Origin of the sequence: Cryobacterium sp. N22, assembly GCF_002929555.1 — a bacterium.
In the GTDB taxonomy this organism is placed as follows: Bacteria; Actinomycetota; Actinomycetes; order Actinomycetales; family Microbacteriaceae; genus Cryobacterium.
In genome coordinates, this window is the sequence record NZ_PJJP01000029.1 from 65,157 (window position 1) to 88,829 (window position 23,673).

Below are 23,673 nucleotides of genomic sequence, written 5' to 3' on the forward strand. Positions count from 1 at the left end.
TCATGCCCAGAAACAATTCCGGCTTCGCACGGGGGCGCGCCAAACTCGCGACGGTCGTCGTAGCGGTGGGGGCCATGGCCGCCGCACTGCTGGCGCCAGGGGCGGCCAACGCCGTGGACAACTCCGAGCCCTCCGGGCTGGTGTCGTTCACCTTCGATGACGGCTCCCTCAGTTCCCTCACCGAAGCCGCCCCGACGCTTCAGGAGCACGGTCTGACGGGCACAAACTACGTTGTCACCAACTGCGTCGGTATGACGACCGTGCCGAACTCGTGCCGGGCCAACAATGACGTGCCGTACATGACGTGGGCAGAGATCAAACAGTTGCAGACCCAATACGGCTGGGAGATCGGGTCGCACGGGGTCGACCACCAGTGCCTCGCATCAACCGGCGACGACTGCCAGCCCAACCAGCTGACCGCTGCCCAGATCGACGCGCAGATGGCGGACAGCAGGTCCGCGCTGGCCGCACAGGGCATCAACGCAACCGCCTTCGCTCCCCCGTACGGCGACTACGACCAGACGGTCCTGGCCAAGGTGGCCAAGTACTACTCGTCGATGCGCGGTTTCAGGGACGAGGGCGTGAACCTCTGGCCGCTGAGCGACTACCTGGTCAACAACGTCGCGGTCGAAGAAGGCCTCGACACCGTGGCGACGCTCAAAGCGAAGGTCGACGAGGCCATCGCGGCCAAGACGTGGGTGGTGTTCACCTTCCACGACATCGTCCCGACGCCCAGCACCGACCCGGACGACTACCAGTTCGGCTCCGCCGAGCTGGACGAGCTCGCCGCCTACGTGGAAACCAAGGTAACGGCAGGCCAGATCAAGAACGTCAACGTGTCCAAGGGACTCGTGACGGGCACCCCCAACAAGATGCCCAACGCCAGCTTCAATTCGGGTATCGGCGAGGGATGGCGCACCGACGCTCCCGCGACCATCACGGCGGACGCCAACGGCAACGGCAGCTACCCCGACCCCACGCGGTCGGTGAAGCTCGTGTCTGGCGCAACCACGACGCACCTGTTCTCCCCGCAGGTCGCCGTCACCCCTGGCACGAACTACCTCTACAAGAACTTCCTCAACGTTTCTGCGCTGACCTCGGGGGAGGTGGCGTTCTACGTCGACGAGTACAACGCGGCCGGAGCCTGGGTCTCCGGGCAGTACCGCGCGAGGGAGCCCTCCCGGTGGGTGGAGGAGCTCAACTTCACCTACACTCCGAGCTCGTCGAACGTGGCCAAGGCCAGTCTCCAGGTGATCGTCCTGGGGACCGGCATCACGGCCTACCTCGACAACGTGGAGTTGCTGGCGCTCGGCGCTGAGACTCCCCCGCCGCCGGCCGCCAACCTGGTGGCCAACGGCACCTTCGACGCCGGCATCAGCGGTGGTTGGAGCACCGACGCTGCGACCGCCATCGTGGCCGACAGCACTGGCAACGGCGCCCCGGCCAACCCGGCGAAGTCGGTGAAGCTGCAGGGAACGACGGCCAACGGCCACCTGTTCTCGCCGCGGGTCAACGTGACGCCGGGCAACTACAACATCTCGGCGTACCTCAAAATTCAGAACCGCACTGCCGGTGAGGTCGGCTGGTACATCGACGAGTACGACGCCAACGGCAACTGGATCTCCGGGCAGTGGAAGCTCGCGAGCACCGCACTGGGCGTCTCCAACGTCGACCTGACCTACTCGCCGAGCACGACGAGCGTCGCGACGGCCAGTCTGCAGGTGTACGTCACCGGCAACTCCGGAGTGCTGGCCTACGTGGACGACGTCCGCTGGTGGCGGCCCTGATGGCCGGGCGCCAGCGCGTACTCATCGTGCTGGCGTCCGGCCTTCTGGTCACCCTCGTGGGCTGCTCCTCGAACGACCCGACACCGGACCTCGACACGGTCGTTGACCTGCTCCAGCAGGACTGGCAGCACACGCCGGGTGTGACGAACGACGGCGACGGGCTGCAGGTCGCGGCCACCGCACGGACCATTACCCGGCAGGACGGCACCGGAGGCCAGCCGAACCCGCCGGTCAACCTGGCCGGCACGCACCTTGTGACCCCAGGGGACTTCGTGCTCAGTGCGTCGTTCACCGACGTGACCGCAGACGCGTCCTGGACCGTCTACGACAGCCCGCCGGTGATCGCCGATGAGTTCCGGATCGAGCCGCCAAACCTGCGCCTCACTCTCCGTGGCGACGACCTCGAGATTGCGGTCTTCGACGGCTCGTCCCAGCAGGACGTGACCGACCCGCGGCCGGCGCACGACGAGCACGCAACGGTCGCAGATCCGGAGGCCGAGCTCTCCGTGCGCCGGTCCGGGGATACCCTCGAGATCGCGAGCGGTGGGGACACCGTGTCGTCGTTGCCCCTGGGCGGGGTGTTCACGTCTGGGCGGCTGTGGCTGGGGCTGTCCAGCACCGAAGGCTCCTTCACGGTCGACTCCCTCACCGCCGCCGCTCCGACGGGCACCTCGCTGACCGCGGCGGGCCCCGCGGTCGCGCAGGCCGAGCGGTCCGCTGACGGGTTGCAGGACCTTGCCGCCAGGATCCGGCCTAACTTCACAATCGGTTCGGCGGTGGCGCTCGGTCCGCTGGCCTCCGACCCGGATTACGCGCGGGAGTTCGTCGGCAACTTCGGCGCCCTCACGCTGGAAAACGCGATGAAACCGCAGTCCCTGTCACCGCAGCAGGCCGTGTACACCTTCGAGGAGGCCGACGCGATCATCGCGATCGCCGAGAGCAAGGGCATGGCTGTGCACGGGCATACCATCGCCTTCACCGAGGCGATGCCGCGCTGGATGCAGGAGCTCCCCACCGGCTCCCAGCTGGAGCGTCGTGCCAGCGCCGAGGCCCTGCTCGACTATGTCACCACCGTGGTGACGCACTTCAAGGGACGGCTCGACTCACTCGACGTCGTCAACGAGCCGTTCGACGTCGACCAGGGAACCAGCTTCCAACAGAACATCTGGTACCGCATCTTCGGGCCCGGCTACCCGGCGGTCGTCTCCCAGGTGGTCTACGACGCCGACCCCGACGTCAGGCAGTTCATCAACGAGAACGGGGCCGACGTGCCGGGGTACCGCCAGGACGCCCTGCTCAAGCTCGCGCTCGACACCAACAAGCTGGGCGGGCACATCTACGGCGTCGGCCTCCAGGCCCACGTCTACGACCTGGAGACCGACGCCATCTCCGCCGACGACCTCACCGATACGCTCGCTCGCTTCGAGGACGCCGGGCTGCGCGTCCGCATCTCAGAGAACGACGTCACGGACGCCCGAGGGACAACGGCCCAGGCGGAGCAATATGCCACGGTGCTGGCAACCTGCCTGCGCTCGCCTGCCTGCATCTCCTACACGACCTGGGGCGTGGACGACCGCTACAACTGGTGGATCGACGACGACGGTGGCCTGCAGCAGGGCCACGACTTTTTGTTCAACGAGGGGAAGCCCACGCCCGCGTACGACGCGATGAGGCGCGCGCTGGGTGACTGACGGAGCGGCTAGTTGGCGCCGACGGTGACCACGGGAGCGCCGAGGGAATCTTCGCTGGGCGGCATCTCGGCGGCCATGCGGTTGGCCTCCTCGATCAGGGTCGCCACGATCTCGGACTCCGGCACGGTCTTGATGACCTCGCCGCGAACGAAGATCTGGCCCTTGCCGTTGCCGGATGCCACGCCTAGGTCGGCGTCGCGCGCCTCACCGGGTCCGTTGACGACACAGCCCATCACGGCCACGCGGAGCGGCACCGTCATGCCCTCGAGGCCGTCGGTGACATCGTTGGCGAGCTTGTAGACATCCACCTGGGCCCGGCCGCAGCTCGGGCAGGAGACGATCTCGAGCTTGCGTTCGCGCAGGTTCAGCGACTGCAGGATCTGCAGGCCCACCTTGATCTCCTCGGCGGGCGGGGCGCTGAGGGACACCCGGATGGTGTCGCCAATGCCCTCACCGAGCAGGATGCCGAACGCCGTGGCGCTCTTGATGGTGCCCTGGAAGGATGGGCCGGCCTCGGTTACACCGAGGTGCAGCGGCCAGTCGCCACGCTCGGCGAGCAGCCGGTAGGCCTTGACCATGACCACCGGGTCGTTGTGCTTGACCGAGATCTTGAAGTCGTGGAAGTCGTGCTCCTCAAACAGGCTGGCCTCCCACACGGCGCTCTCCACAAGAGCCTCCGCGGTGGCCTTGCCGTACTTCTGCAGCAGGCTGGGCTCGAGTGAGCCTGCGTTGACGCCGATGCGGATCGAGACGTCCGCGGCCTTGGCGGCGGCGGCGATCTTTGCGATCTGGTCGTCGAACTTGCGGATGTTGCCGGGGTTCACCCGCACGGCAGCACAGCCGGCGTCGATGGCCGCGTACACGTAGCTGGGCTGGAAGTGGATGTCGGCGATGACCGGGATCTGGCTCTTCTTGGCGATGATCGGCAGAGCCTCGGCGTCATCGCGGCTCGGCACGGCGACACGCACGATGTCACAGCCGGAGGCGGTGAGCTCGGCGATCTGCTGCAGGGTCGCGTTGATGTTCGTCGTGGGCGTCGTGGTCATCGACTGCACGCTGACTTGCGCGTCGCCGCCGACGAGGACCTTGCCGACCTTGATCTGGCGGGACTTGCGTCGGGGAGCGAGAGTTACGGGGACTTTGGGCGTACCCAGGTTTATAGCGGCCACGAATGTAGCTTACGCGTGCCCGATCCCGTGAAGCTGAACCCTTCCCGAACGCCCCGGCGGCGGGCGGGAGCTCAGCCGAACAGGTTGATGGGCTTGACGATGTCGGCGTAGACCAACAGCAGCGTCATACCGCCGAGAACAACCGCAACCGCAAGAGTGAGCGGCATCAGCTTGGCCGTGTCGACGGGGCCCGGGTCGCGGCGCTTGAACAGCTTGGCGAACCACCGTCGGATGCCCTCCCAGAGAGCTCCGGCGACGTGGCCGCCGTCCAGCGGCATCAGCGGCACCAGGTTGAAGACGAACAGGGCGATGTTGAGCGAGGCGAGCAGGCCGATCAGGCTCGCGGCCTTGCTGTTGAACGGGATGGTGTCGATGCTGGCGATCTCGCCGGCGACCCGGCCGACGCCCACCACGCTGATCGGGCCGTTCGGGTCGCGCTCCCCCGGACCGAACGCGGCGTTGGCCACATCGATCAGGCGTTGGGGCAGGTTCAGGATCATGTGGAACACGCCGGAAATGTTCTCTCCGACGGCGGGCAGCACCGCACCGATGGGCTGCTGAACGAGTTCGCCAGCCGGGCCGATACCGACGAAGCCGACCTCGATGGTTTTCGGGGTGCCGCTGGCGTCGGTGACGATCTCGTTGGCGTCGTCGGTGACGTAGCGTTCGGTGAGTTTCGGGGTGATGACCAGCGTCTGCTCGGCGCCGTCACGCTCGACGACCACCTGCAGGGGCGTGCCGGAAGACTCGCGGATGATCCCGGTGGACTGGTCCCAGCTGGTGATCGCGGTTCCGTCGATGCTCACCAGACGGTCGCCGGGCTTGAGACCGGCGGCGGCGCCCGGTGCGGCCTCGTCGCCCTCTGCGCAGGTCTGCCGGTCGCTGGTGGCGGGCAGCACGCAGGCGCTGACGCTGCCGACGGTGGTGCTGGACTGGGTTGTGCCGAAGCCCATCAGCAGCACGGCGAAGAGCACCACGGCGATGAGCAGGTTCATGGTGGGCCCGCCGAGCATGATGATGACGCGCTTGAACACCGGCAGTTTGTAGAACGCGCGGTGGTCCTCGCCCTCGCCGATGGTGTCGGCGCTGGCCTGGCGGGCGTCGTCGACCATGGTGCCCAGGGCGCCGGGCTTCTTGGTGGGCTCGCCCTCCTGCACCAGCTGGTTGAAAAAACCGGTGCTGTTGGGCCGGACGGAACCGTCTTTCGAGGGCGGGAACATGCCGATCATCGAGATGTAACCGCCGAGGGGAAGTGCCTTGACGCCGTACTCGGTCTCGCCCTTGCGCCGGGACCACACCGTGGGGCCGAAGCCGATCATGTACTGGGTGACCTTGACGCCGAACAGCTTGGCCGGCACCAGGTGCCCGATCTCGTGCAGGCCGATGGAGAGCGCGAGGCCCACAACGACCACGGCTACACCCAGGATATATAACAGCACGGTTTCCACATCCGTAGATTATCCTTCTCTAGCTGCAAGTCGGCTGGTCGTTGACCGGCGCCGGCTCGTCGCAAGAATTGCCACCCCACCCGCAAACATCCCGATTCACCGCACCGGAGGCCCTCCCTGTCTGCACCGACCGAACCGCTTCGTGATCCGTCGCGGTCAGACAGCCTGATCGGGCTGGTCCTCGCCGACAGATTCCGCCTGGACAGGCTGATCGGCACCGGCGGCATGGCCACCGTGTACGAAGCCGCCGACCTGGCCCTGGGCCGCACCGTCGCGCTCAAGTTGTTCCGGATGGACACCGCAGACGACTCGGGCCCGCAGCGGCAGAGCGGCGAGGTGATGGTGCTCGCCAGCCTCAACCACTTCGCCCTGGTGACCCTGTTCGACGCGGGCACCGAACACGTCGACGGCGTGACCCGGTCGTTCATCGTGATGGAGTACGTCAACGGTTCCGACCTGCGCAGCCGCATCAACGAGGGCGCCGTGTCCTCCGCCGAGGTGGCCAGGATGGGCGCCGACCTGGCCGAGGCGCTGCATTACGTGCACGCGAAGGGCATCATCCACCGCGACATCAAGCCCGCCAACGTGTTGCTGGCCCCGTCGGACTTTCCCGGCCGGGTCTCCCACGCGAAACTGGCCGACTTCGGCATCGCCAGGCTCTTCGACGCCACCCACCTCACCCGCACCGGCTCGGTACTCGGCACCGCCGGCTACCTCAGCCCCGAGCAGGCGCTGGGCCAGCCGATCGGGCCGCCCAGCGACGTGTACTCGCTTGGCCTGGTGCTGCTCGAAAGCCTCACCGCCACCCGCAGCTACCCGGGCACCGCGATCGAATCGGCCATGGCCCGGCTGCAGCGCCAGCCGGAGATCCCCGCGGAGCTCGGCGCCGAATGGTGCGCCGTGCTCGCCGGCATGACCGCCCGCGATCCCGTCGACCGTCTCACATCGGCGGATGCCGCGGTGCGTCTGCGCGAGCTCGTTCCGGCCGGGTCGACGGAGGCCCCCCTCGCGGCCAAGCCGGCATCGGCGGACGACTCAACGGAGCTGCTGGCTGCCAGTGCTGCGCCGATGAACGCTGCGCCGATGCCCCCCACCGAGAGGCTGCCCACGGCCACCGGCGACGCGGCCACCCGGGTGCTCCCCGCAGCCGGCGCGGCGGAGCACACCGCGCAGACGGAGCGTTTGAACGCAACCGCGCGGCTGGACCGCACCGCGGTCTTGCCACCGGCCGGATCCACCGCCCCGGCCGCCGCCCAGCGGTCCACCCGTCGTTCCACATCCAAAGTGGGCCGACGCCCGTTGATCATCGGGGCGCTCGTCGCGCTGGCCGCGGTGATCGCGCTGGTGTTCCTGGTCCAGCCGCGCGATCCGGCTCCGGAGCCGCCCGCGTACCCCGTGGTCGACGGCGACCTCGGCACCCACCTCCAGCAGCTTCAAGAGAGCGTGAACCCATGATCGCCACCCGGACCTTCCCCACCTGGCGCCCCCGGCTCGTCCTGGCCGTTGCCGGCATCGGTCTCGCCGGCAGCCTGCTCACCGGCTGCGCAGGCGCCACCGCCGCGCTGGATCCCGGCGCGGCGGCCGAACTGCAGGACGGCGTCCTCGCGGTGAGCTCAGCTGCCGCCGCGGGAGACTTTCTCACGGCGCAGACCGAGCTCGGCACCGTGCAGGCAGCCCTGACCGCAGCGTCAGCCGAAGACGCCGTCACCGCGGCACGTGCCGCCGAGATCCAGACCGCCATCGACCTCGTGGGGGCAGACCTCGCGGCGTCGATCGTTGCGAGCACACCGGTGGAAGAGCCGGTGGAAACGCCGACCCCCGAGCCCGTCAGCACGCCTGACGACAGTGACGACGAAGACAAAGACAAAGACAAAAAAGACAAAGACAAAGACAAAAAGAACGAGAACAACGAAGACGACGACGACAGCGACACGCCGACCCCGTCGGAAACGCCGGCTCCGGCTACGCCCACGCAGCCCGGCACGGACACGTCCGAGACCGGAGCCTGCGAGAAGAAGGACAAGTGCGAGTAGCGGCTTCCGGGGCCGATCCGGCCTGAGAGGGCGTTTCGCAGGGCGGCGGGACGTGGGCCTGTCACCGGACGCCCTTGACTGTCGGCGGGCATTGACAAAGAATTGCTGCGACCAGACATCAGGAGGCCCGCCTGACTACTTCCACCGAGCCGATTCGCGAACCGAGGCGAACCGATACCGCGCTCGGACTCACGCTCGCGAATCGATACCGCCTCGACAAATTGATCGGGTCGGGTGGGATGGCCGTGGTCTACCAGGCGTCGGATCAGGCCCTGGGACGCACCGTCGCCGTGAAGCTGATGCGATTCGATGCCGTCGGCGGCGCCGGTTCGGCGCGACACAGCGACGAGGTGGCGGTGCTTGCCCACCTCAATCATTTCGCCCTCGTCACGCTGTATGACGCTGGAGTCGAAGTGATCGACGGCATCCCGCGGTCGTTCATCGTGACGGAGTTCGTCGACGGCACGGATCTGCGCAGCCACCTCCTCACGGGCCCGATGGCGCCCGGCGAGGTCGCGAGACTGGGTGCCGACCTGTGCGAGGCCCTGCACTGCATGGGCTCCCAGGGCATCACCCACCGTGACATCAAGCCCGCGAACGTGCTGCTGGCACCGTCGGATTTTCCGGGCAGGGCCGTTCGCGCCAAGCTCGCCGATTTCGGGATCGCCCGGCTGTTCGACGCCACCCACCGCACCGAAACGGGAACGGTGGTGGGCACGGCCGGCTACCTCAGCCCCGAACAGGCCAGCGGACTGCCGGTGGGCCCGGCCGCCGACGTCTACTCATTGGGGTTGGTGCTGCTCGAGTGCCTCACCGGCGAACACAGCTACCCGGGCACCGCCGTCGAGTCGGCCATGGCCCGGCTGCAGCGGCAGCCGGAGATTCCCGACTGGCTCGGCGCCGAGTGGCGCGCCGTGCTGACCGGGATGACGGCGCGCGAGGCCGAGGACCGGCTCCGGCCCGCCGAGGCCGCCGGTCGACTGCTCGCCCTGGTTCCCTCGGCCGACGGTGCCTCGCCCGAGGTTCCTTCGTCCGAGGTTCCTTCGTCCGAGGTGCCCTCGGTCGGCGTCGAGGCAACAGCTGAGATGGTTCGAGAAGAGGACAGCGCCACCCGACCGCTCGACCTGCCGACGACGCTGCAGCATCAGGTGGCACCTGCCGTTCCGACCTCGACCCCGCCTCCGCAAATGGACCAGCAAATGGAGCCGGCCACCGCCCCCTCCCGGCGGCCGCGTCGGTCACGCAAGTTGCGCCGGTGGCCGCTCGTGATCAGCGGAGTGCTGGTGGCCGTGCTCACCGCGGGTGCCGTGCTGTTCTTCGTTCCCGGCGCGGAGCCGACGCCGGAGCCGCCGGCATATCCGGCGGTCGACGGTCAGCTCGGGGACCACCTCGAGCAGCTGCAAGAGAGCGTCGACCCATGAGCCGCCGTTTCCCGAGAACGCTGGGTAGCCGCATCCGCACCGGCGCGGCGGCCGCTCTCCTGGTCGCGGGCGCCCTGGTGGGGTGCACGAGCAGCACACCCGGGGTGTCGGCCGGAACGAGGGCGCAGCTGCAGTCCGCCGTGCTCACGGTCACGACCGCCGCCGCGGCCGGCGACTACGCGGGCGCGCAGTCCGCAGTGGCCGGCCTCAAGGCCGCGCTGGCCGCCGCCGTCGAAGACGGCAAGCTCACCGAAGCTCAGGCAGCGAGGATCAACGCCGCCATCGCCCTCGTCGACGCCGACCTGGTCGCAGCGCTCGCAGCCGCGACCCCCGCGACACCGACGATCCCCAACACCCCGGCTCCTGAGACCGAGACACCGGAGCGCACCACCGAGCCGGAGGTCCCGGCCACCCAGCCTCCCGCGCCGCCACCGGACCCATCGGGCAGTCCCACCCCGGTTCCGACCCAACCCGCTCCGACAACCGAGCCGACACCGCCACCGGCAACGCCCGACCCCGAGCAGACCTCCGACCCCGAACCCACCGACGAGCCCGTTGATCCCGACAACTCCGGTGAGAACCCCGGCGAGTCCGACCCCGACAATCCGGGCGGCGGCTAAGGCATGGCGCGGCGCCCGACCCGGTAGCCTATCCCCGTCGGCCCACTCTCCCCGGAGGATCCCATGCCCCAGCACCTCATCGTCGGAGCCGGCTGGATCGGCGGTGAACTGGCCCGCCAGCTCGTGGCCCGCGGCGACGACGTCACCGTAGCCACCCGCTCGGGCACCGCCGTGGCCGGGGCCATCGCCCGGGTGCTCGACGCGTCAGACCCCGTCGCGTTCGCCCTCGCGGCCGAGCGGATGCAGACCATTTTCCTGTGCACCAATCCCCCGTACCCCGACTGGGCACGGCGGTGGCCGCCGGTGTTCGCGGCGGCGATCGCCGCAGCATCCGTCTCGGGCGCCAACCTGGTGGTGATGGGCAACCTCTACCCCTACGGGTCGCCGGCCGGACCGATGACCGAGCACTCCCCCGAGACCACGACGGAATCCAAGGGTCAGATACGTCGCGACGGCTGGCGCCGGGTCCTCGAGGCTCACGAGCGGGGCGAGATCCGCGCCGTCGAGGTGCGCGCGAGCGACTACTTCGGTGCCGGCGTTAGCGGCACCGCGCACCTGGGCAAGGGCTTCTTCAGCTCGGTGCTGGCCTCCAAGACCGCCAGGGTCGTCGGTCGGCCCGACCTGGCGCACAGCTGGAGCTACCTGCCCGACATCGCCGCCACGATGATCGCCGCCGCCGGGTACACCGGGCAGTGGGGCCGTCTCTGGCACGTACCGAGCGGCGCCCCCAGCCGCACCGACATCGCCGGGCAGCTGAACGCACGCTACGGCAGCCACGGCACCGTGGCCGGCTATCCCACGTGGATGCTGCGCTCGCTCGGCGCGGTCAGTCCGTTGATGCGCGAGGTCTACAAGTCCAGCTACCAGTTCCAGGTGCCATACGTGATCGACTCCGCCGAGACCGAACGGGAGCTCGGCGTGGCCGCCACCGCGTGGGATACGGCGCTGGGCACAGTGGCCGAGAGCTACCGCCGGTAGCAGCCGGTCAGCGGGCGATCGTGTCGATGATGGTGTCGGCCCGCGCCCGCGCCCAACGCTCGGCTTCGGCGAGGGACTCGAGGGTGAGCTCACCCTGCGTCTCGTGGGCCTCCACGACCCGCTGCACGGTGTCGACGATGTCGAGGTAGCCGATCCGGCCGGCGTGGAAGGCCAGCACCGCCTGCTCGTTGGAGGCGTTGAACACGGCCGGGTAGGTGGCGCCGGCACGGCCGACCTGCTTGGCCAGCTCCACAGCGGGGAACGCCACGTCATCGAGAGGCTCAAAGGTCCAGGTGTGCGGGGTGGTCCAGTCGATCGGAACACCGACGGCGGCCACCCGGTTGGGCCAGTCAAGGCCCAGCGAGATGGGCAGGCGCATGTTCGGCGGCGACGCCTGGGCGATGGTGGAGCCGTCGATGAACTCGACCATCGAGTGGATGAGCGACTGCGGGTGCACGACAACGTCGATGCTCTCGTACGGCACGTCGAAGAGCAGGTGCGCCTCGATGACCTCGAGTCCCTTGTTCACCAGGGTGGCCGAGTTGGTGGTGATGACCAGGCCCATGTCCCAGGTGGGGTGTGCGAGAGCCTCACGCGGGGTCACGTTGGTCATTTCGGCACGCGAACGGCCACGGAACGGGCCGCCGGAGGCTGTGAGCACCAGCCGGCGCACCTCGTCGGCGGTGCCGGAACGCAGGGCCTGCGCGATGGCGGAGTGCTCGGAGTCGACCGGCACGATCTGACCGGGCGCGGCGAGCGCCTTGACCAGGTCGCCTCCGACGATGAGCGACTCCTTGTTGGCCAGCGCCAGGGTGCGGCCGGCCTTGAGCGCGGCGAGGGTCGGGCCCAGCCCAACCGACCCGGTGATGCCGTTGAGCACGACGTCGGCGTCGACATCCCGCACCAGCTGCTCGGCCTCGGCGGCGCCGACGGCGGTGTCGTCGACGTTGAACGCGGCGGCCTGCTCGGCCAACAGCGCGCGGTTGCTGCCGGCGGACAGGCCGACCACCTCGAATCGGGTGGGGTTGGCCTTGATGACGTCGAGCGCCTGGGTTCCGATTGAGCCCGTGGACCCGAGAATGATGATTCGCTGCACGCCCCCATGCTAGGCGCACCACGGATATATGCCCGGTGCGACTTACCTCGCGCTGTAGGGTCGTTGAGTGACCGGAGCCAAGCACGACCCAGCATCCGAGCCCGAAACCGCGCCGGAAGCCCCCGCCGAACAGGTGCCGGCCGCCGACGAGATCGTCGAGATACCCGTGAAGGCCAAGCGGCCCGGGTTCGTCTACTTCCTCGGCTACGGCATCATGGCGCCCATCGCGCGCCTGGTCTTCAGGCCGCGCATTACCGGCAAGGAGAACATCCCCCGCGAGGGCCGGGTGATCCTGGCCAGCAACCATCTGTCGTTCATCGACAGCATCGTCATCCCGCTCACGGCGCCGCGGCGGGTGCAGTTCCTGGCCAAGTCCACCTACTTCACCGGCACCGGCTTCAAGGGCTGGGTGTCGCGCCAATTCTTCACCTCCATCGGCGCCGTCGGTGTCGAACGCGGTGCCGGGCAGGCCGCCCAGGTCGCCCTCGACGCCGGCAAGGACATCCTCGAATCCGACAGCGCCTTCGCCATCTATCCGGAGGGCACCCGGTCGCTCGACGGTCGGCTGTACCGCGGCCGCACCGGAGTGGGCTGGCTCGCTCTCACCACCGGAGCCGTCGTGGTTCCGGTCGGACTGATCGGCACGCAGGAGATCATGCCGGTGGGTTCGAAGATGCCCCGCATCCGCCGCATCAGCGTGAAGTTCGGTGAGCCGATCGACGTGAGCGTGCACGGCACCGCCGACTCGGGCCGCGCCCGCCGCAAGGCCACCGACGAGATCATGGCCGCGATCCACGAGCTGACCGGCCAGGAACTGGCGCACAGCTACAACGAGTCACCGCCCACAACAGTGGTGCAGCGCGTCAAGCGCGCCATCTGGTGGCGCGAACTGCGCTAGCCGCAGCACGCGCATCCCACACCACGTTGTAAGGAAAAAGTGACTTTACAAGGACGGGATTGGACCCAGGGTCCTTTTTTCCGACCTTTTTCCTTATTTGCTCCCATCGCCCCGGCCGCCGCGCCACACACTTAGCCCTTGTGCTTAGTGATAAGCATCGGGTAACTTAGCCGCATGGCTCAGCGTTCCTCGACACTCGACGGTGTTTTCCAGGCCGTCTCCGACCCCACCCGCCGTGCCGTACTCGGCCGGCTCGGCTCCGGGCCGGCCAGCATCGGCGAGTTGGCCGCGCCCTTCGACATGGCCCTGCCGTCGTTCATGAAGCACATCGGCTACCTCGAGAAGACAGGGCTGATCCGCACCCGCAAGACCGGGCGTGTGCGCATCTGCACGATCGAGCGCGACACGTTCACCCTGATCGAGAGCTGGCTCAGCGAGCAGCGCAGCATCTGGGAGGGCCGCACCGATCGGCTCGAGCAGTTCGTCACCTCCCCCAGCCCCGACCCCCGCAGCGACAAGGAGACCCCCGCATGACCGCATCCGCCCACCCCGAACTCGACCTCACCGTCTCCCGCATCATCCGGGCCCCGCGCGCCACGGNGACCGCATCCGCCCACCCCGAACTCGACCTCACCGTCTCCCGCATCATCCGGGCCCCGCGCGCCACGGTCTGGAACGCCTGGGCCGACCCGGCCAACTTCGAACAGTGGTGGGTGCCGGCGCCCACGGTCTGCCGGGTGCGCGAGATGGACCTGCGCCCGGGCGGCTCCTTCCGTACCGAGATCAGCGACGACGGTCTCGACTTCGGCCCGCACATCACCGGCTGCTTCCTCGCGGTCGACGAGCTGGCGCGCATCGTCTACACGGATGCGCTCGTGGCGGGCTGGCGCCCGGCCGAGGCCTCCTTCGTGACCGCCGTGATCACCCTGCAGGATCACCCCGACGGCACCGAGTACACCGCCACGGCGATGCACCGCAGCCTGGCCGACCGCGACCGGCACGAGGAGCTCGGCTTCCACGACGGCTGGGGTACGGTCATCCGTCAGCTCGCCGACCTCGTCGAGTAACGTCGTTTGTTGCGCTGCCTCTCGCACCCCGAGCGTCCGCGGGTGCCGTTACAGCGTCGGCGTGACCGTCCAGGTGCCTTGGGTTTTGATCGCCATGATTCCCGGCAAGTCGGCGTCGAACACCTCGGAGAACGCGACGGAGTCGCCAAACATCTGAGGGGTGTCGGATGTGGTGAACACCCGTCCCGAGAACGAGTCATCGGCGTCGGCGGGCATGTAGTCGACAGTCACGCGCGAAACGTCGTCGGAGAAGAACAGCACCACCGGACCGGTGCCAGACTGCGGGCCGGATACATACGACACGTCGTTCCAGCTCTGCAGCGTCACATGCGCCCCGGCGCGGTCACGACTGTTGCACCGGTGCAGGCCGAGCAGTCAAGCTCGATGACGACGGCGAATTCGCCCTGGCGCTGATAGGTGATGTTCGAGGGCCCGGATCCGGAAACCGTCGCGGAGGCGCCCTCGGCAACGACGCCGGCATCGACGGTCTGCGCTCCTGGATGCGGGGCGGCTGCGTGCGTGTCGGGCTTGGGCTGTCGTCCGCGGCCCCTGCCGCTGCCGACATTCGCGGTCCCCGGCTTCGGCCATGGGCTCAGAGGTAGGCGCCGAACACGTGGCCAACGGTGAACGACACCTGTGGTGATTAACCGCATAACCAGCTACTGTGAGGCTCAGAGCAACGGCGCAATCCGCGCCAATGCCAGTTCGAACTCTCCGCCAAGACAGTCGGCCGAGGACTGCACCACGGGTCCTTGAGACTTGGTTGCCGGTTACCCATGATGAAATCGGGGATACACCATCCACAAACGCACCAAAAACATTGCTGTCATTGTGATCGCCGCGGCCCTGGTTGGAGTTGGCGGAGCAGCATTTGCATACTGGACCACAACCGGGTCCGGCACCGGTTCGGCAGAAACCGGCACCGTGACCGGAGTAATCTCGGCCAACCAGACAAGCGCCATAGCAGACCTTCGGCCGGGAGGGACGGCGCAGGTTCTGTCCGGGGACTTCACCAACACCGACGACAGCGCCATTTACGTAGCCTCGGTCACCGCGAGCATTGAGTCCGTTACGCCACTTGCCGGCAACACCTGCGCGGTCGACGACTACACCCTCGTCAATGCCGTGATGCCTGTCGGTGTTGAGGTCGCTTCCGGGACCGCAGTCGGGGCTTGGACCGGCGCAACACTCGCGTTCAACAACAAGGCTGACGTGAACCAAGACGGCTGCCAGGGCGCGACGGTCAACCTCGAGTACACGATCGCCTAACGCGCATTGGTCTTGCGGGCGGCGGGGGTCTCCCCCGTTCGCCCGCCCCTTGCTCTGCCCACGGAGACTATTTGTCCAATCGAAACCACAAGAGTACGAGGCTCGCGCACCTGATCGCGCCCGCAGGCGTACTGCTGGTTGGTGGTCTCCTGGGGGCGTGGATTCTCACCCATCCGCAATCGGACGCTCCCATCGAGGTAATTGACGGGACCTCGCGCGCGGGTGGGGTTGGCGGTGGGGCTCATTTCGGGATCTCGGGAGTCACCTCCGTTTCAGTGCAACCGGGATCCTCATCGGCAATCATCATTACCTTTTCCAACCCACAGCCATTCGCGATCAGCATTTCTGATCTTCAGGTGTCGATCACTCGCGTTGTTGCACCTCGTGCAACAACAGCGTTGCCGTGCGGCATTCTCGATTTCGACATCGCACAAGCCGACGCCCTGCCGACGATGAAAGTCCCCGCCGGGCGTTCCATGTCCCTTGAAGAGCTTTCCATCCCTTCGACCGCTTGGCCTATGGTCAGCATGGTCAACTCATCCCACAATCAAGACGGATGCAAGGACGCTTCGCTGGAACTAGCGTTCACATCAGAAGCGACGGAGGGGTAATGCTCTCGCGCCGCACTTCGGTCCTGCTCACGGCGGGCCTCGTATCCATGTTGGTGTTGGGCGGCAGCAGCGCTTTCGCGCAATGGAGCGCAAGCGGTGGAGGTTCGGGGAGTGCCTCCACAGGCACGACGGCCTCCCTGACGATCTCGGGAACGGCCGCGACGGACAGTCTCTATCCCGGATCATCGACCGCCGTGTCCTTCGTCGTCTCCAATCCCGACACGGCACCGGTAATCGTCGGATCGTTCACGCTCGATACGTCCGTTGGCACCGGCGGATTCGCAGTTGACGCTGGACACGTAGGCTGCGCGCTTTCGACGCTGTCGTTTACGCCGCCGCCCAACCCCTCGGGGTGGACCATTCCTGCCCAGGTAAGCGGTGTCGATGGGTCGTTGTCTATTTCGCTGACGAATGCGCTCACCATGAGCGCCTCCGCCGCAAGCGCCTGCCAGGGAGCCACGTTTACCGTCTATTTGGCGGTAGGACCATGACGCTCAACAAACATCGCCCTGCTACCAGGCGATTCAGCGGAGGCATCGTCGCGAGCGTATTCGTCGCTACGGCGATGGTCGTTTCATTCGGCATTGGGCCGGTGTGGGCTTCTTGGTCGGTGTCATCTGTCCCGGGAGGTTACGGCACGAGCGCAGCATCGACGGTCAGCGCAGGCCAGACTCCGGCTGCCACCGCGAGCGGGCCTACCTCGATTACAGTTTCATGGCCGGCGAGCACCCTTTCGGGCGGCCAAGCAGTCACGGGCTACACGGTCAAACGTTTCAACTCGACAACCCTCGTCGAACAGTCAGCACTCGGGGGCTGCTCGGGCACCGTCACTGAAACAACGTGCATAGAGACATCCGTGCCGTCCGGCAGTTGGACCTACTCGGTCATCCCGAGGGTCGCGACCGACTGGACCGGCGCAGAAAGCCCCAAGAGCGCGACCGTCTCAACAGACTCCATCTCGCCCTCCAACGACGTGAGCATTTCAGGTTCGAACTCTTGGCTAGGTGCGAATTCGGTCTACTACCGCGGATCAGTCGCGGGCACTTTGACAGTGACCAACGCGGTGACGGACGCAGGGTCCGGGCCGGCATCGAGTACAAGCAGCCTCGGCGGCCTCGCCACAGGGTGGACCCACGTTGGGTCCACAGTGTCCATTCCGGCAGGCGGCCCGTTCGTCTCGAACTCATTCACTTGGAGCGTCGGAACTACCTCAAATCCTTCAATATCGATTGCCGGCAGGGACGTGGCGGGCAACGCGGTGGTTTCTCTTCTGCCCCTGGTGCCGGACTCCACGGCACCTACGGTCGGCACGGTGACCTACGGCACCGAATCGACGTCTACGTCAGTACCCATCTCATTTACCACTGGGACCGACGACGGCTCAGGAATCAGCGACCGGCTCTTGCAACGCGCGAGCGCGCCGCTCACGGAGTCGACATGCGGCACTTTTGGCAGCTTCACGACAGTCACCAACGGCACCAACCCCACCTCGCCGTTCACGGACAGGACTGTCCGCGGCACCTGTTATAAGTACCAGTACGTTACGAGTGACAGAGTGGGAAATACCGGCACGCCAGCAACGAACTCGAACGTTGTCAAAGTCGCGAGCTCGGCTACCAGTCGCATCTCCTGGAGCACCAGTTCAAGTTGTGTCGATCGTGACGAAGCGACGAGTAATGTGCAGATTTGGACCTGCAATAGTTCGCCCCAACAGACGTGGACGAGCAATGCCAACGGTTCGCTGACTGTCTTCGGGCTGTGCCTGCAAATTCCTGCCGGTCAGACTGCCAATAACACGCTCGTGTCAACGGGAGCGTGCACCGGGGCGCCGAGTCAAGTGTGGGCGCAAGTCGATGGGGCATTGTTGAACCAGGCCTCTGGTCGGTGCCTCGACCTCGACTTCGGAGACAGCACCGACGGCAGACAACTGCAGGTCTTTGACTGCGTTGGTGGGCCCGGCCAAACGTGGATCGGACCCGGCTAGAGCGCGTCCCCAATCCCCAACCCGTTTGACAAATCGGGTGCGAAATTATCGACGGACTCCGGGTCGGTCAGGATGGCTTTTGCCGAGCATCGGTGGCGGGTGCTCACCTGCCCTACGCCATCATCACATTCGAGATACGGACCCGACTTCTTGCGGCGCGAATGTGAAGAGTTCAGCCGGTTGCGCTTGAAGCACTTCACAGATCAGCGTGAGAGTGGTGAAGCGCACGGCCTTGGCCCTGTTGTTCTTGAGGATCGACAGATTTGCAATCGTGATGCCAGTACGGGCCGCCAGCTCGGTGCGAGTCATCCCTCTGTCGACGAGTACCTCATCGAGGTGGCAACGGATGCGCTGGACACGTGCATCGGTGCCCGAATCACCGTGGGGTACGGCGGGGAGGTGCTCAGACGACACCATCGACCTCCACTTCCAGCCGGGCGCCCGCACGGAAAGCCGCACCGAGTGCCAGCGTGACCACCCCGGCGAGCAGAATGGGAATGGGCCACTGCGGGGCGTTGGCGCTGATGCCGGCGTAGTCCCCGCCCAGGAACATCGCAGCCTCCTGGGAGTCGTATCTGGCACTAAAGAAGCCGAGATGCGTGCTCAGGTAGAGGTTGGCCCCGGTGTCCGCAAGCGCCTGCACGACACCGCCTCCCAGCAGAACGATCGTCAGCCAGCGCCAGCGCACCAGCACTCCTGGGGAAAACGGCTGCCCGAGCGACACCCGGTGCAGAATCCCGATGAGGAGAACCGCTGCCGCCGTAATAGTGACGGCGTGCACGAACGACGGCAACGCCGCGAACAGACGCAGACTCAGCGCAGCATCGGCCAGGGTGCCTGGTGCCCAAGCCGCACACCTAGGAACTGGTGTTCGCACCGCTAAGGCGTCGGCGTGACCGTCCAGGTGCCTTGGGTTTTGATCGCCATAATTCCCGGCAAGTCGGCGTCGAACACCTCGGAGAACGCGACGGAGTCGCCAAACATCTGAGGGGTGTCGGATGTGGTGAACACCCGTCCCGAGAACGAGTCATCGGCGTTGGCGGGCGTGTAGTCGACAGTCACTCGCGAAACGTCGTCGGAGAAGAACAGCACCACCGGACCGGTGCCAGACTGCGGGCCGGATACATACGACACGTCGTTCCAGCTCTGCAGCGTCACCGTCCACGCCCCCTCCGCCTGCACAATGAGCATCTGGTTGACGGGGTCATCCTTGAAGACGTCCATCAAAAACGATCCGCGCATTGGTGCCGCCGCCTCACCGAGGGGCGACATGCGCCCCGGCGCGGTCACGACTGTTGCACCGGTACAGGCCGAGCAGTCAAGCTCAATGACGACGACGAATTCGCCCTGGCGCTGATAGGTGATGTTCGAGGGCCCGGCTCCGGAAACCGTCGCGGAGGAGCCCTCCGCAACGACGCCGGCGTCGACGGTCTGAGCCACCGGCTCCGCCGTCGGAGGGGCCGTCGGTGTTGGGCTCGGCGTCACGAGATCCTGGATGCGGGGCGGCTGCGTGCGTGTCGGGCTTGGGGTAGCCGGCGCATCGCTCGCCGTGCCCGCGCATCCGCCCACGAGTAGCACCGTCGCCACGATCGCTCCCGCCACTCCCGCTCTGCCTCGAATCCCCATTGCTCCACCCTGGCATCCCTCGCCGCCGTGGCACGCACGTTGTCCGAACGACCCTCTCAACGGGGAGATCCAGCGACCCTTCGGGCGTGCTCCCCGAATCTCACGGAGACGACGTGCTCATGGTCGTGACGGCGAACGGCTGATGGTTGAAGAAGCCACTGCGAGCTTCAACGAAGACGCGGTCGGCCGCCTTCGCAGTCACTCGGGTATCCAAAGCGCCCAGCAGCGGACGCGTGCCACGATAGCGAGCGCCAACCGCAACCAGATTGCTGCCAACGCCGACCTCGATGACCACCGGCCACCCCCAGCGCGCTGCGTACTCGACACCGTCGACTCGAACAACCGCTCGGGCACCCAGTCGCAGAAACCAACCATTGACCCAGTGCGTGTTGGGTTTAACGACCATCGTTACTTCCATGCGCTCGAGCGTATCGCTGGCGACTCAACCCCCTGCGATAGAGAAAAGGTCTTGTGGAGTGGTGTCTAGGGCATCGCAAATGAGGGTGAGGGTGGTGAATCGAATAGCTTTGGCGCGGTTGTTTTTCAGGATGGAGAGATTCGCCATCGTAATTCCAGTGCGAGCAGACAGTTCTGTCAGCGTCATCCCCTTGTTGAGGAGCGCCGCGTCCAAGTGACACACAATGCGGTGGGTGACGCCAGGGTCGTTGTCCGGGTCAGACAACACCGTCGACGTCTCTCTCAAGACGGGCTCCGGCCCGGAACGCAGCGGTGAGGGCTAGGGCAACCAGACCGGCCACAATGACGGCGACCTGCCATTGTGGGGTGTTGGTCCCAATCGTTTCGTAATCCCCACCGAGGAACTCGACCCTCTGGGCTTCAGCGACATGGCCGGCGCCGAAGAGCAATCCAATGCGAGAGCTGAGGTAGACCATCGCCGCCGTATCCGCCAGGGATTGGACCACCCCACCGACGATGAGCGCGACGCTAAGTCGTCGCCAGCTCGTGAGCACAAACGGGTCGAACGGTTGTGCTTGCGCGATCCCACGCAGAACGCGAAGGAGATAAACCGTCGCAAGCACAATCGTCGCGGCGTGAATCAGATTCGGCAGCGCACACAGGAGCCGCAGAGAGATTGGGGCGTCCGCGAGAGTGCCACTTGCACCCTCTCGAAGGTCAGCCTGCAACAACTGAGGAAGGTAGCTCAGCGGGAGTCGGCCGTCGGAGCCGCCGAGGGCGATAGTCGCGTGCCCGGTTGTGATTGCAACCGCCTGAGCTATGTCACCGATAACCGTATAGGTGGCGACGATCAAGAGCACGGCTCTGACCACCCGAAATACTCGTGGTCGCTCGCGAAGTGGCCGACTCTCTAAGACACTCTCGTTGGCCACAATGCTCCCCTTATTGATTCTCGATGTTATCGATTATCAATGTAGTCCGATTCTCGGGGAAGCACACGTCCAATGCAGGAGCGACGTAACGAACCGAGCACAATCGGGCGCCCAGGGTCCTAGCCCTGGCCCAGGGCATCCCGACCAGGTGTTCGCTCGTCGGACCGTGTCCAGCTCCCGCTGTGAGGCTCGCACCGGCTGCGCTCGACGGGGGCTTGATGCTGGTACCTCCACTCGCTGTTCCGTTTGTCTCCAAACGGCCACAACTGCGCGGCTGGTTGGCGACGCCCGCATGTATCGCTCTCGGCCTACTCGCGCTGCTGGGCCTCGGCACGGTCTTGTTCTCCGGTGGATTCGCCCTCGGTCTTCCTTGGTGAGTGTCCGCCCTCGTTAGGCTGTCGCTTGTGACGTCTGACGCAGCGCTCCACCCGAGGGCAGCCCTGGTGGGGATCGGCCGTGCAGCCAGCGGCCTGTTGATCACGGCTGTTCTCGTCTACTTCTACGCCGTGCGCATTGCTGTCGGAGACGGCAACCCGTTCGACTACTTCGGATACTTCACCAACCAGACGAGTCTGCTCACTAGCCTCGTTCTGCTCGCTACCGGGGTACTTATCGTTGGCGGCCGACGCGTCCCTGTCTCGCTGACCTTCTTGCGAGGAATCGCCACGGCATATTTGCTCGTCGTCGCGGTGATTTACAACCTTCTCGTCCCGGGAACAGGGTCCGCACCGCCCTGGGTGAGCGCCCTCCTCCACGTCGTCTTCCCGCTCCTCGTCGCGCTCGACTGGCTACTCATCGGCGACCGCCCGCGCTTGCCCTGGCGAAGACTCTGGATGCTCCTCCCCTACCCGATTCTGTGGCTGACCGCGGTCCTGATCCGCGGCGTGACCGACGGGTGGGTTCCATACGGGTTCCTCCTCCCCGAACGCGGTATCGCTTCGCTCACCGTCCACATTGTCGGGCTGCTTGCGGCGATCATCGCCGCTGGCGCGCTTGTCTGGACTGCCAGCAGATCACGCGGCATCGACCTCACGGCCACAAGCACCTGATCAGCCGCCGGTGAACATTTCAACGGCCGTCTCGGCATCCGCCTCGGTGCAGGCGGCAGACAGCTCCTCGAGGCCGCTGTTCCACTCCGCGGACCCGATGCCGGTCGTTCCCATGGCACCGAGGTCGATCGCCGGCGCTGCGTTCTTCAGCACCGCAGCTGCGTCACTGACCGCGCCCTCCCCACGGGTTGGCACGCCATCCAGTACACGCACGGCCAGTCGGTACCAACCCTGCTGTTCCTGAGCCGCCATTCGACCATCGCGAAGACCAGCATCGGCATTCGCGGCAATCGTCAGCACGTCATTGAAGCCGGTACACGTCATGGTGTCAGTCGTAGACCCCGCGGATGCTGGCGTCGCGGACGGAGCAGTCTGGGTGCCTGCACTGCAACCTGCCAGGGCCAGGGCACCGGCCAACGCCAACGAAGCAAGGGTGATGCGCCGACGACTCATTGAGGCCTCCTCAGGGCTCACGCATTTAGCGACACAGCATCGGACCGCTGGCCGGGACGACCTACGAACGGTTGCTGCAGAGTTCTCTCGTAGGCTCATGGTCGTGCCGTACCCACCGCTCCAGCCCTTCGATACCGGGCTGCTCACAATGCCCGACCACACCCAGGTCTACTGGGAGCTCTCGGGCAACCCGCTGGGCAAACCGGCGCTGTTCCTGCACGGGGGTCCGGGGAGCGGATTAGGCGCAGGCGGCTACCGGAGCGGGTTCGATCCGGAGCGGTATCTGATCGTGGGCATTGACCAGCGCGGATGCGGACGCAGCCGCCCCCTCGTCATCGACTCCCTCGATCAGCTTCCGTCGAACACCACCCAGGCGATCATTGCCGACATCGAGGCCGTGCGGACTCACCTGGATGTGGAGCGGTGGCTCGTCTCGGGGATCTCGTGGGGCACGACCCTCGCGCTCGCCTACGCCCTCGCGCATCCCGACCGGGTCACCGAGCTGATTCTGGCCGCGGTGACAACCACCAGCCGGGCGGAGGTCGACTGGATCACCGAAACCGTCGGGCGGCTCTTCCCGGAGGCGTGGGCACGGTTGGATGCTCAGTCCTGTCGTCGGCCCGGGGAACGAGTCGTGGAGGCATACGCCCGACGGCTGGCCCTCGGCGACGACGACGACCGCGATCGGGCGGCACAGGAATGGGATGACTGGGAGTCGGTGCACATTTCATTGGACCCGAATTGGCGCCCGGGGCCATTGCATGAGGACCCCGTCCGACGCCTCGTCTTCGCGACCCTGGTGACGCACTACTGGGCTCACGACGGCTTCCTGCCAAGCGGCGGAACGGCCATCCTCGAGCGGGTCGAGGAGCTGGCCGGCATCCCCGCGGTCCTGATCCACGGCCGACGCGACGTGAGCGGGCCGGCCGTCACGCCCTGGCTGCTGAACCAAGCATGGCCGGCCAGCGAGCTCGTCATCATCGAGTCTGAAGGGCACGGCGGACCCCTCACGACCGAAGCCATCTGCTCCGCCTCCGACGCATTCGCCACCTGACGCACTCCCCAGCCACGGGCCGCACTGCCGCCCGAAAACAGGCCCTCTCCGTTGCTGACTTTCCAGCCGG

General features: G+C 66.6%; 27 protein-coding genes. 16 read left to right on the forward strand and 11 right to left on the reverse strand.

Features of this window, described 5'->3' with window-relative positions; genetic code table 11:
- The first annotated feature begins 2 nt into the window (after nt 1-2).
- Both CXY76_RS05895 and CXY76_RS05900 read left to right on the forward strand, forming a co-directional pair.
- Complete coding sequence (locus CXY76_RS05895) at nt 3-1,787, forward strand: polysaccharide deacetylase family protein (RefSeq protein WP_104163310.1); 1,785 nt, start codon at nt 3-5, stop codon at nt 1,785-1,787.
- On the forward strand, nt 1,787-3,478 hold the full coding sequence (locus tag CXY76_RS05900) for an endo-1,4-beta-xylanase (RefSeq protein WP_104163359.1): 1,692 nt from the start codon (nt 1,787-1,789) through the stop codon (nt 3,476-3,478). The genes CXY76_RS05895 and CXY76_RS05900 overlap by 1 nt, the downstream gene beginning before the upstream one ends.
- Nucleotides 3,479-3,486: 8 nt before the next feature.
- Here CXY76_RS05900 and ispG read toward each other — a convergent pair whose 3' ends face one another.
- Both ispG and CXY76_RS05910 read right to left on the reverse strand, forming a co-directional pair.
- Entirely contained in the window at nt 3,487-4,647 is a 1,161-nt protein-coding gene (ispG, locus tag CXY76_RS05905; protein ID WP_104163311.1) for a flavodoxin-dependent (E)-4-hydroxy-3-methylbut-2-enyl-diphosphate synthase, read from the reverse strand.
- 71 nt (nt 4,648-4,718) lie between these two features.
- Nucleotides 4,719-6,095, reverse strand: a complete 1,377-nt coding sequence (locus CXY76_RS05910; protein WP_199190206.1) for an RIP metalloprotease — start codon at nt 6,093-6,095, stop codon at nt 4,719-4,721.
- Between the two features lie 207 nt (nt 6,096-6,302).
- Between CXY76_RS05910 and CXY76_RS05915 the strand changes: the two genes are divergently transcribed.
- The 5 genes from CXY76_RS05915 (at nt 6,303) to CXY76_RS05935 (ending at nt 11,147) form a co-directional block, all read left to right on the forward strand.
- The gene (locus CXY76_RS05915; protein ID WP_369826084.1) at nt 6,303-7,550 is read left to right on the forward strand and encodes a serine/threonine-protein kinase; all 1,248 of its coding nucleotides are present in this window, start codon (nt 6,303-6,305) and stop codon (nt 7,548-7,550) included.
- On the forward strand, nt 7,547-8,128 hold the full coding sequence (locus tag CXY76_RS05920; protein ID WP_104163313.1) for a hypothetical protein: 582 nt from the start codon (nt 7,547-7,549) through the stop codon (nt 8,126-8,128). The genes CXY76_RS05915 and CXY76_RS05920 overlap by 4 nt, the downstream gene beginning before the upstream one ends.
- A 152-nt stretch (nt 8,129-8,280) precedes the next feature.
- Nucleotides 8,281-9,549 (forward strand): serine/threonine-protein kinase, encoded by a 1,269-nt coding sequence (locus tag CXY76_RS05925; protein ID WP_255408461.1) that lies wholly within the window; start codon nt 8,281-8,283, stop codon nt 9,547-9,549.
- Entirely contained in the window at nt 9,546-10,169 is a 624-nt protein-coding gene (locus CXY76_RS05930) for a hypothetical protein (RefSeq protein ID WP_104163315.1), read from the forward strand. The genes CXY76_RS05925 and CXY76_RS05930 overlap by 4 nt, the downstream gene beginning before the upstream one ends.
- A gap of 63 nt (nt 10,170-10,232) precedes the next feature.
- Entirely contained in the window at nt 10,233-11,147 is a 915-nt protein-coding gene (locus CXY76_RS05935) for an NAD(P)-binding domain-containing protein (protein ID WP_104163316.1), read from the forward strand.
- A 7-nt stretch (nt 11,148-11,154) separates the two neighbouring features.
- Here the strand turns inward: CXY76_RS05935 and dxr are convergent, their stop codons facing one another.
- Nucleotides 11,155-12,243 (reverse strand): 1-deoxy-D-xylulose-5-phosphate reductoisomerase, encoded by a 1,089-nt coding sequence (gene dxr / locus CXY76_RS05940; RefSeq protein WP_104163317.1) that lies wholly within the window; start codon nt 12,241-12,243, stop codon nt 11,155-11,157.
- Nucleotides 12,244-12,310: 67 nt separating this feature from the next.
- Between dxr and CXY76_RS05945 the strand changes: the two genes are divergently transcribed.
- The 3 genes from CXY76_RS05945 (at nt 12,311) to CXY76_RS05955 (ending at nt 14,208) form a co-directional block, all read left to right on the forward strand.
- Entirely contained in the window at nt 12,311-13,141 is an 831-nt protein-coding gene (locus CXY76_RS05945) for a lysophospholipid acyltransferase family protein (protein WP_369826079.1), read from the forward strand.
- Nucleotides 13,142-13,315: 174 nt separating this feature from the next.
- Nucleotides 13,316-13,675, forward strand: a complete 360-nt coding sequence (locus tag CXY76_RS05950; protein ID WP_104163318.1) for a helix-turn-helix transcriptional regulator — start codon at nt 13,316-13,318, stop codon at nt 13,673-13,675.
- Nucleotides 13,672-14,208 carry an SRPBCC family protein gene (locus CXY76_RS05955; RefSeq protein ID WP_104163319.1) on the forward strand — a complete coding sequence of 179 codons (537 nt, stop codon included), beginning with the start codon at nt 13,672-13,674 and terminating at the stop codon, nt 14,206-14,208. The genes CXY76_RS05950 and CXY76_RS05955 overlap by 4 nt, the downstream gene beginning before the upstream one ends.
- Before the next feature lie 48 nt (nt 14,209-14,256).
- Here the strand turns inward: CXY76_RS05955 and CXY76_RS05960 are convergent, their stop codons facing one another.
- Entirely contained in the window at nt 14,257-14,535 is a 279-nt protein-coding gene (locus CXY76_RS05960) for a hypothetical protein (RefSeq protein WP_104163320.1), read from the reverse strand.
- Between the two features lie 597 nt (nt 14,536-15,132).
- Between CXY76_RS05960 and CXY76_RS05965 the strand changes: the two genes are divergently transcribed.
- The 4 genes from CXY76_RS05965 (at nt 15,133) to CXY76_RS19815 (ending at nt 18,072) form a co-directional block, all read left to right on the forward strand.
- Entirely contained in the window at nt 15,133-15,477 is a 345-nt protein-coding gene (locus CXY76_RS05965) for a hypothetical protein (protein WP_104163321.1), read from the forward strand.
- Between the two features lie 71 nt (nt 15,478-15,548).
- Nucleotides 15,549-16,088: a hypothetical protein gene (locus CXY76_RS19190; RefSeq protein ID WP_146073377.1), complete on the forward strand. Its 540-nt coding sequence runs from the start codon at nt 15,549-15,551 to the stop codon at nt 16,086-16,088.
- Nucleotides 16,088-16,579: a hypothetical protein gene (locus CXY76_RS19195; protein ID WP_146073378.1), complete on the forward strand. Its 492-nt coding sequence runs from the start codon at nt 16,088-16,090 to the stop codon at nt 16,577-16,579. The genes CXY76_RS19190 and CXY76_RS19195 overlap by 1 nt, the downstream gene beginning before the upstream one ends.
- A gap of 74 nt (nt 16,580-16,653) precedes the next feature.
- Nucleotides 16,654-18,072, forward strand: coding sequence for a ricin-type beta-trefoil lectin domain protein (locus CXY76_RS19815; RefSeq protein WP_369826085.1), 1,419 nt, complete (start codon nt 16,654-16,656; stop codon nt 18,070-18,072).
- 123 nt (nt 18,073-18,195) lie between these two features.
- On the opposite strand, the gene CXY76_RS19735 is transcribed toward CXY76_RS19815, so the two are convergent.
- The 6 genes from CXY76_RS19735 to CXY76_RS05995 form a co-directional block, all read right to left on the reverse strand.
- On the reverse strand, nt 18,196-18,489 hold the full coding sequence (locus tag CXY76_RS19735; protein ID WP_104163323.1) for a helix-turn-helix transcriptional regulator: 294 nt from the start codon (nt 18,487-18,489) through the stop codon (nt 18,196-18,198).
- On the reverse strand, nt 18,476-18,949 hold the full coding sequence (locus tag CXY76_RS05980) for a hypothetical protein (RefSeq protein WP_146073379.1): 474 nt from the start codon (nt 18,947-18,949) through the stop codon (nt 18,476-18,478). The genes CXY76_RS19735 and CXY76_RS05980 overlap by 14 nt, the downstream gene beginning before the upstream one ends.
- 2 nt (nt 18,950-18,951) lie before the next feature.
- Nucleotides 18,952-19,512 (reverse strand): hypothetical protein, encoded by a 561-nt coding sequence (locus CXY76_RS05985; protein WP_104163325.1) that lies wholly within the window; start codon nt 19,510-19,512, stop codon nt 18,952-18,954.
- Nucleotides 19,513-19,798: 286 nt separating this feature from the next.
- Nucleotides 19,799-20,116, reverse strand: coding sequence for a hypothetical protein (locus CXY76_RS19200; protein ID WP_146073380.1), 318 nt, complete (start codon nt 20,114-20,116; stop codon nt 19,799-19,801).
- 24 nt (nt 20,117-20,140) lie between these two features.
- Nucleotides 20,141-20,341, reverse strand: coding sequence for a helix-turn-helix transcriptional regulator (locus tag CXY76_RS05990; protein ID WP_255408462.1), 201 nt, complete (start codon nt 20,339-20,341; stop codon nt 20,141-20,143).
- Between the two features lie 31 nt (nt 20,342-20,372).
- Nucleotides 20,373-20,969, reverse strand: coding sequence for a hypothetical protein (locus CXY76_RS05995; RefSeq protein ID WP_146073381.1), 597 nt, complete (start codon nt 20,967-20,969; stop codon nt 20,373-20,375).
- A 482-nt stretch (nt 20,970-21,451) separates the two neighbouring features.
- Here CXY76_RS05995 and CXY76_RS06000 point away from each other — a divergent pair, with 482 nt between their 5' ends.
- The gene (locus CXY76_RS06000) at nt 21,452-22,096 is read left to right on the forward strand and encodes a Pr6Pr family membrane protein (protein ID WP_233199600.1); all 645 of its coding nucleotides are present in this window, start codon (nt 21,452-21,454) and stop codon (nt 22,094-22,096) included.
- On the opposite strand, the gene CXY76_RS19205 is transcribed toward CXY76_RS06000, so the two are convergent.
- Nucleotides 22,097-22,420 carry a hypothetical protein gene (locus tag CXY76_RS19205; protein ID WP_146073382.1) on the reverse strand — a complete coding sequence of 108 codons (324 nt, stop codon included), beginning with the start codon at nt 22,418-22,420 and terminating at the stop codon, nt 22,097-22,099. It abuts the gene before it with no gap.
- A gap of 226 nt (nt 22,421-22,646) precedes the next feature.
- Between CXY76_RS19205 and pip the strand changes: the two genes are divergently transcribed.
- Nucleotides 22,647-23,603 (forward strand): prolyl aminopeptidase, encoded by a 957-nt coding sequence (gene pip / locus CXY76_RS06005; protein ID WP_104163327.1) that lies wholly within the window; start codon nt 22,647-22,649, stop codon nt 23,601-23,603.
- Nucleotides 23,604-23,673: the final 70 nt, after the last annotated feature.

Bases quoted from the DNA above. Each gene is read 5' to 3' on its own strand.
- CXY76_RS05895 (WP_104163310.1), top strand. From the start codon at position 3: ATGCCCAGAAACAATTCCGGCTTCGCACGGGGGCGCGCCAAACTCGCG.
- CXY76_RS05900 (WP_104163359.1), top strand. From the start codon at position 1,787: ATGGCCGGGCGCCAGCGCGTACTCATCGTGCTGGCGTCCGGCCTTCTG.
- CXY76_RS05920 (WP_104163313.1), top strand. From the start codon at position 7,547: ATGATCGCCACCCGGACCTTCCCCACCTGGCGCCCCCGGCTCGTCCTG.
- CXY76_RS05930 (WP_104163315.1), top strand. From the start codon at position 9,546: ATGAGCCGCCGTTTCCCGAGAACGCTGGGTAGCCGCATCCGCACCGGC.
- CXY76_RS05935 (WP_104163316.1), top strand. From the start codon at position 10,233: ATGCCCCAGCACCTCATCGTCGGAGCCGGCTGGATCGGCGGTGAACTG.
- CXY76_RS05950 (WP_104163318.1), top strand. From the start codon at position 13,316: ATGGCTCAGCGTTCCTCGACACTCGACGGTGTTTTCCAGGCCGTCTCC.
- CXY76_RS19195 (WP_146073378.1), top strand. From the start codon at position 16,088: ATGCTCTCGCGCCGCACTTCGGTCCTGCTCACGGCGGGCCTCGTATCC.
- CXY76_RS19815 (WP_369826085.1), top strand. From the start codon at position 16,654: ATGGTCGTTTCATTCGGCATTGGGCCGGTGTGGGCTTCTTGGTCGGTG.
- CXY76_RS19735 (WP_104163323.1), bottom strand. From the start codon at position 18,489: ATGGTGTCGTCTGAGCACCTCCCCGCCGTACCCCACGGTGATTCGGGC.
- CXY76_RS19200 (WP_146073380.1), bottom strand. From the start codon at position 20,116: ATGGAAGTAACGATGGTCGTTAAACCCAACACGCACTGGGTCAATGGT.
- CXY76_RS19205 (WP_146073382.1), bottom strand. From the start codon at position 22,420: ATGACGTGTACCGGCTTCAATGACGTGCTGACGATTGCCGCGAATGCC.
- pip (WP_104163327.1), top strand. From the start codon at position 22,647: ATGGTCGTGCCGTACCCACCGCTCCAGCCCTTCGATACCGGGCTGCTC.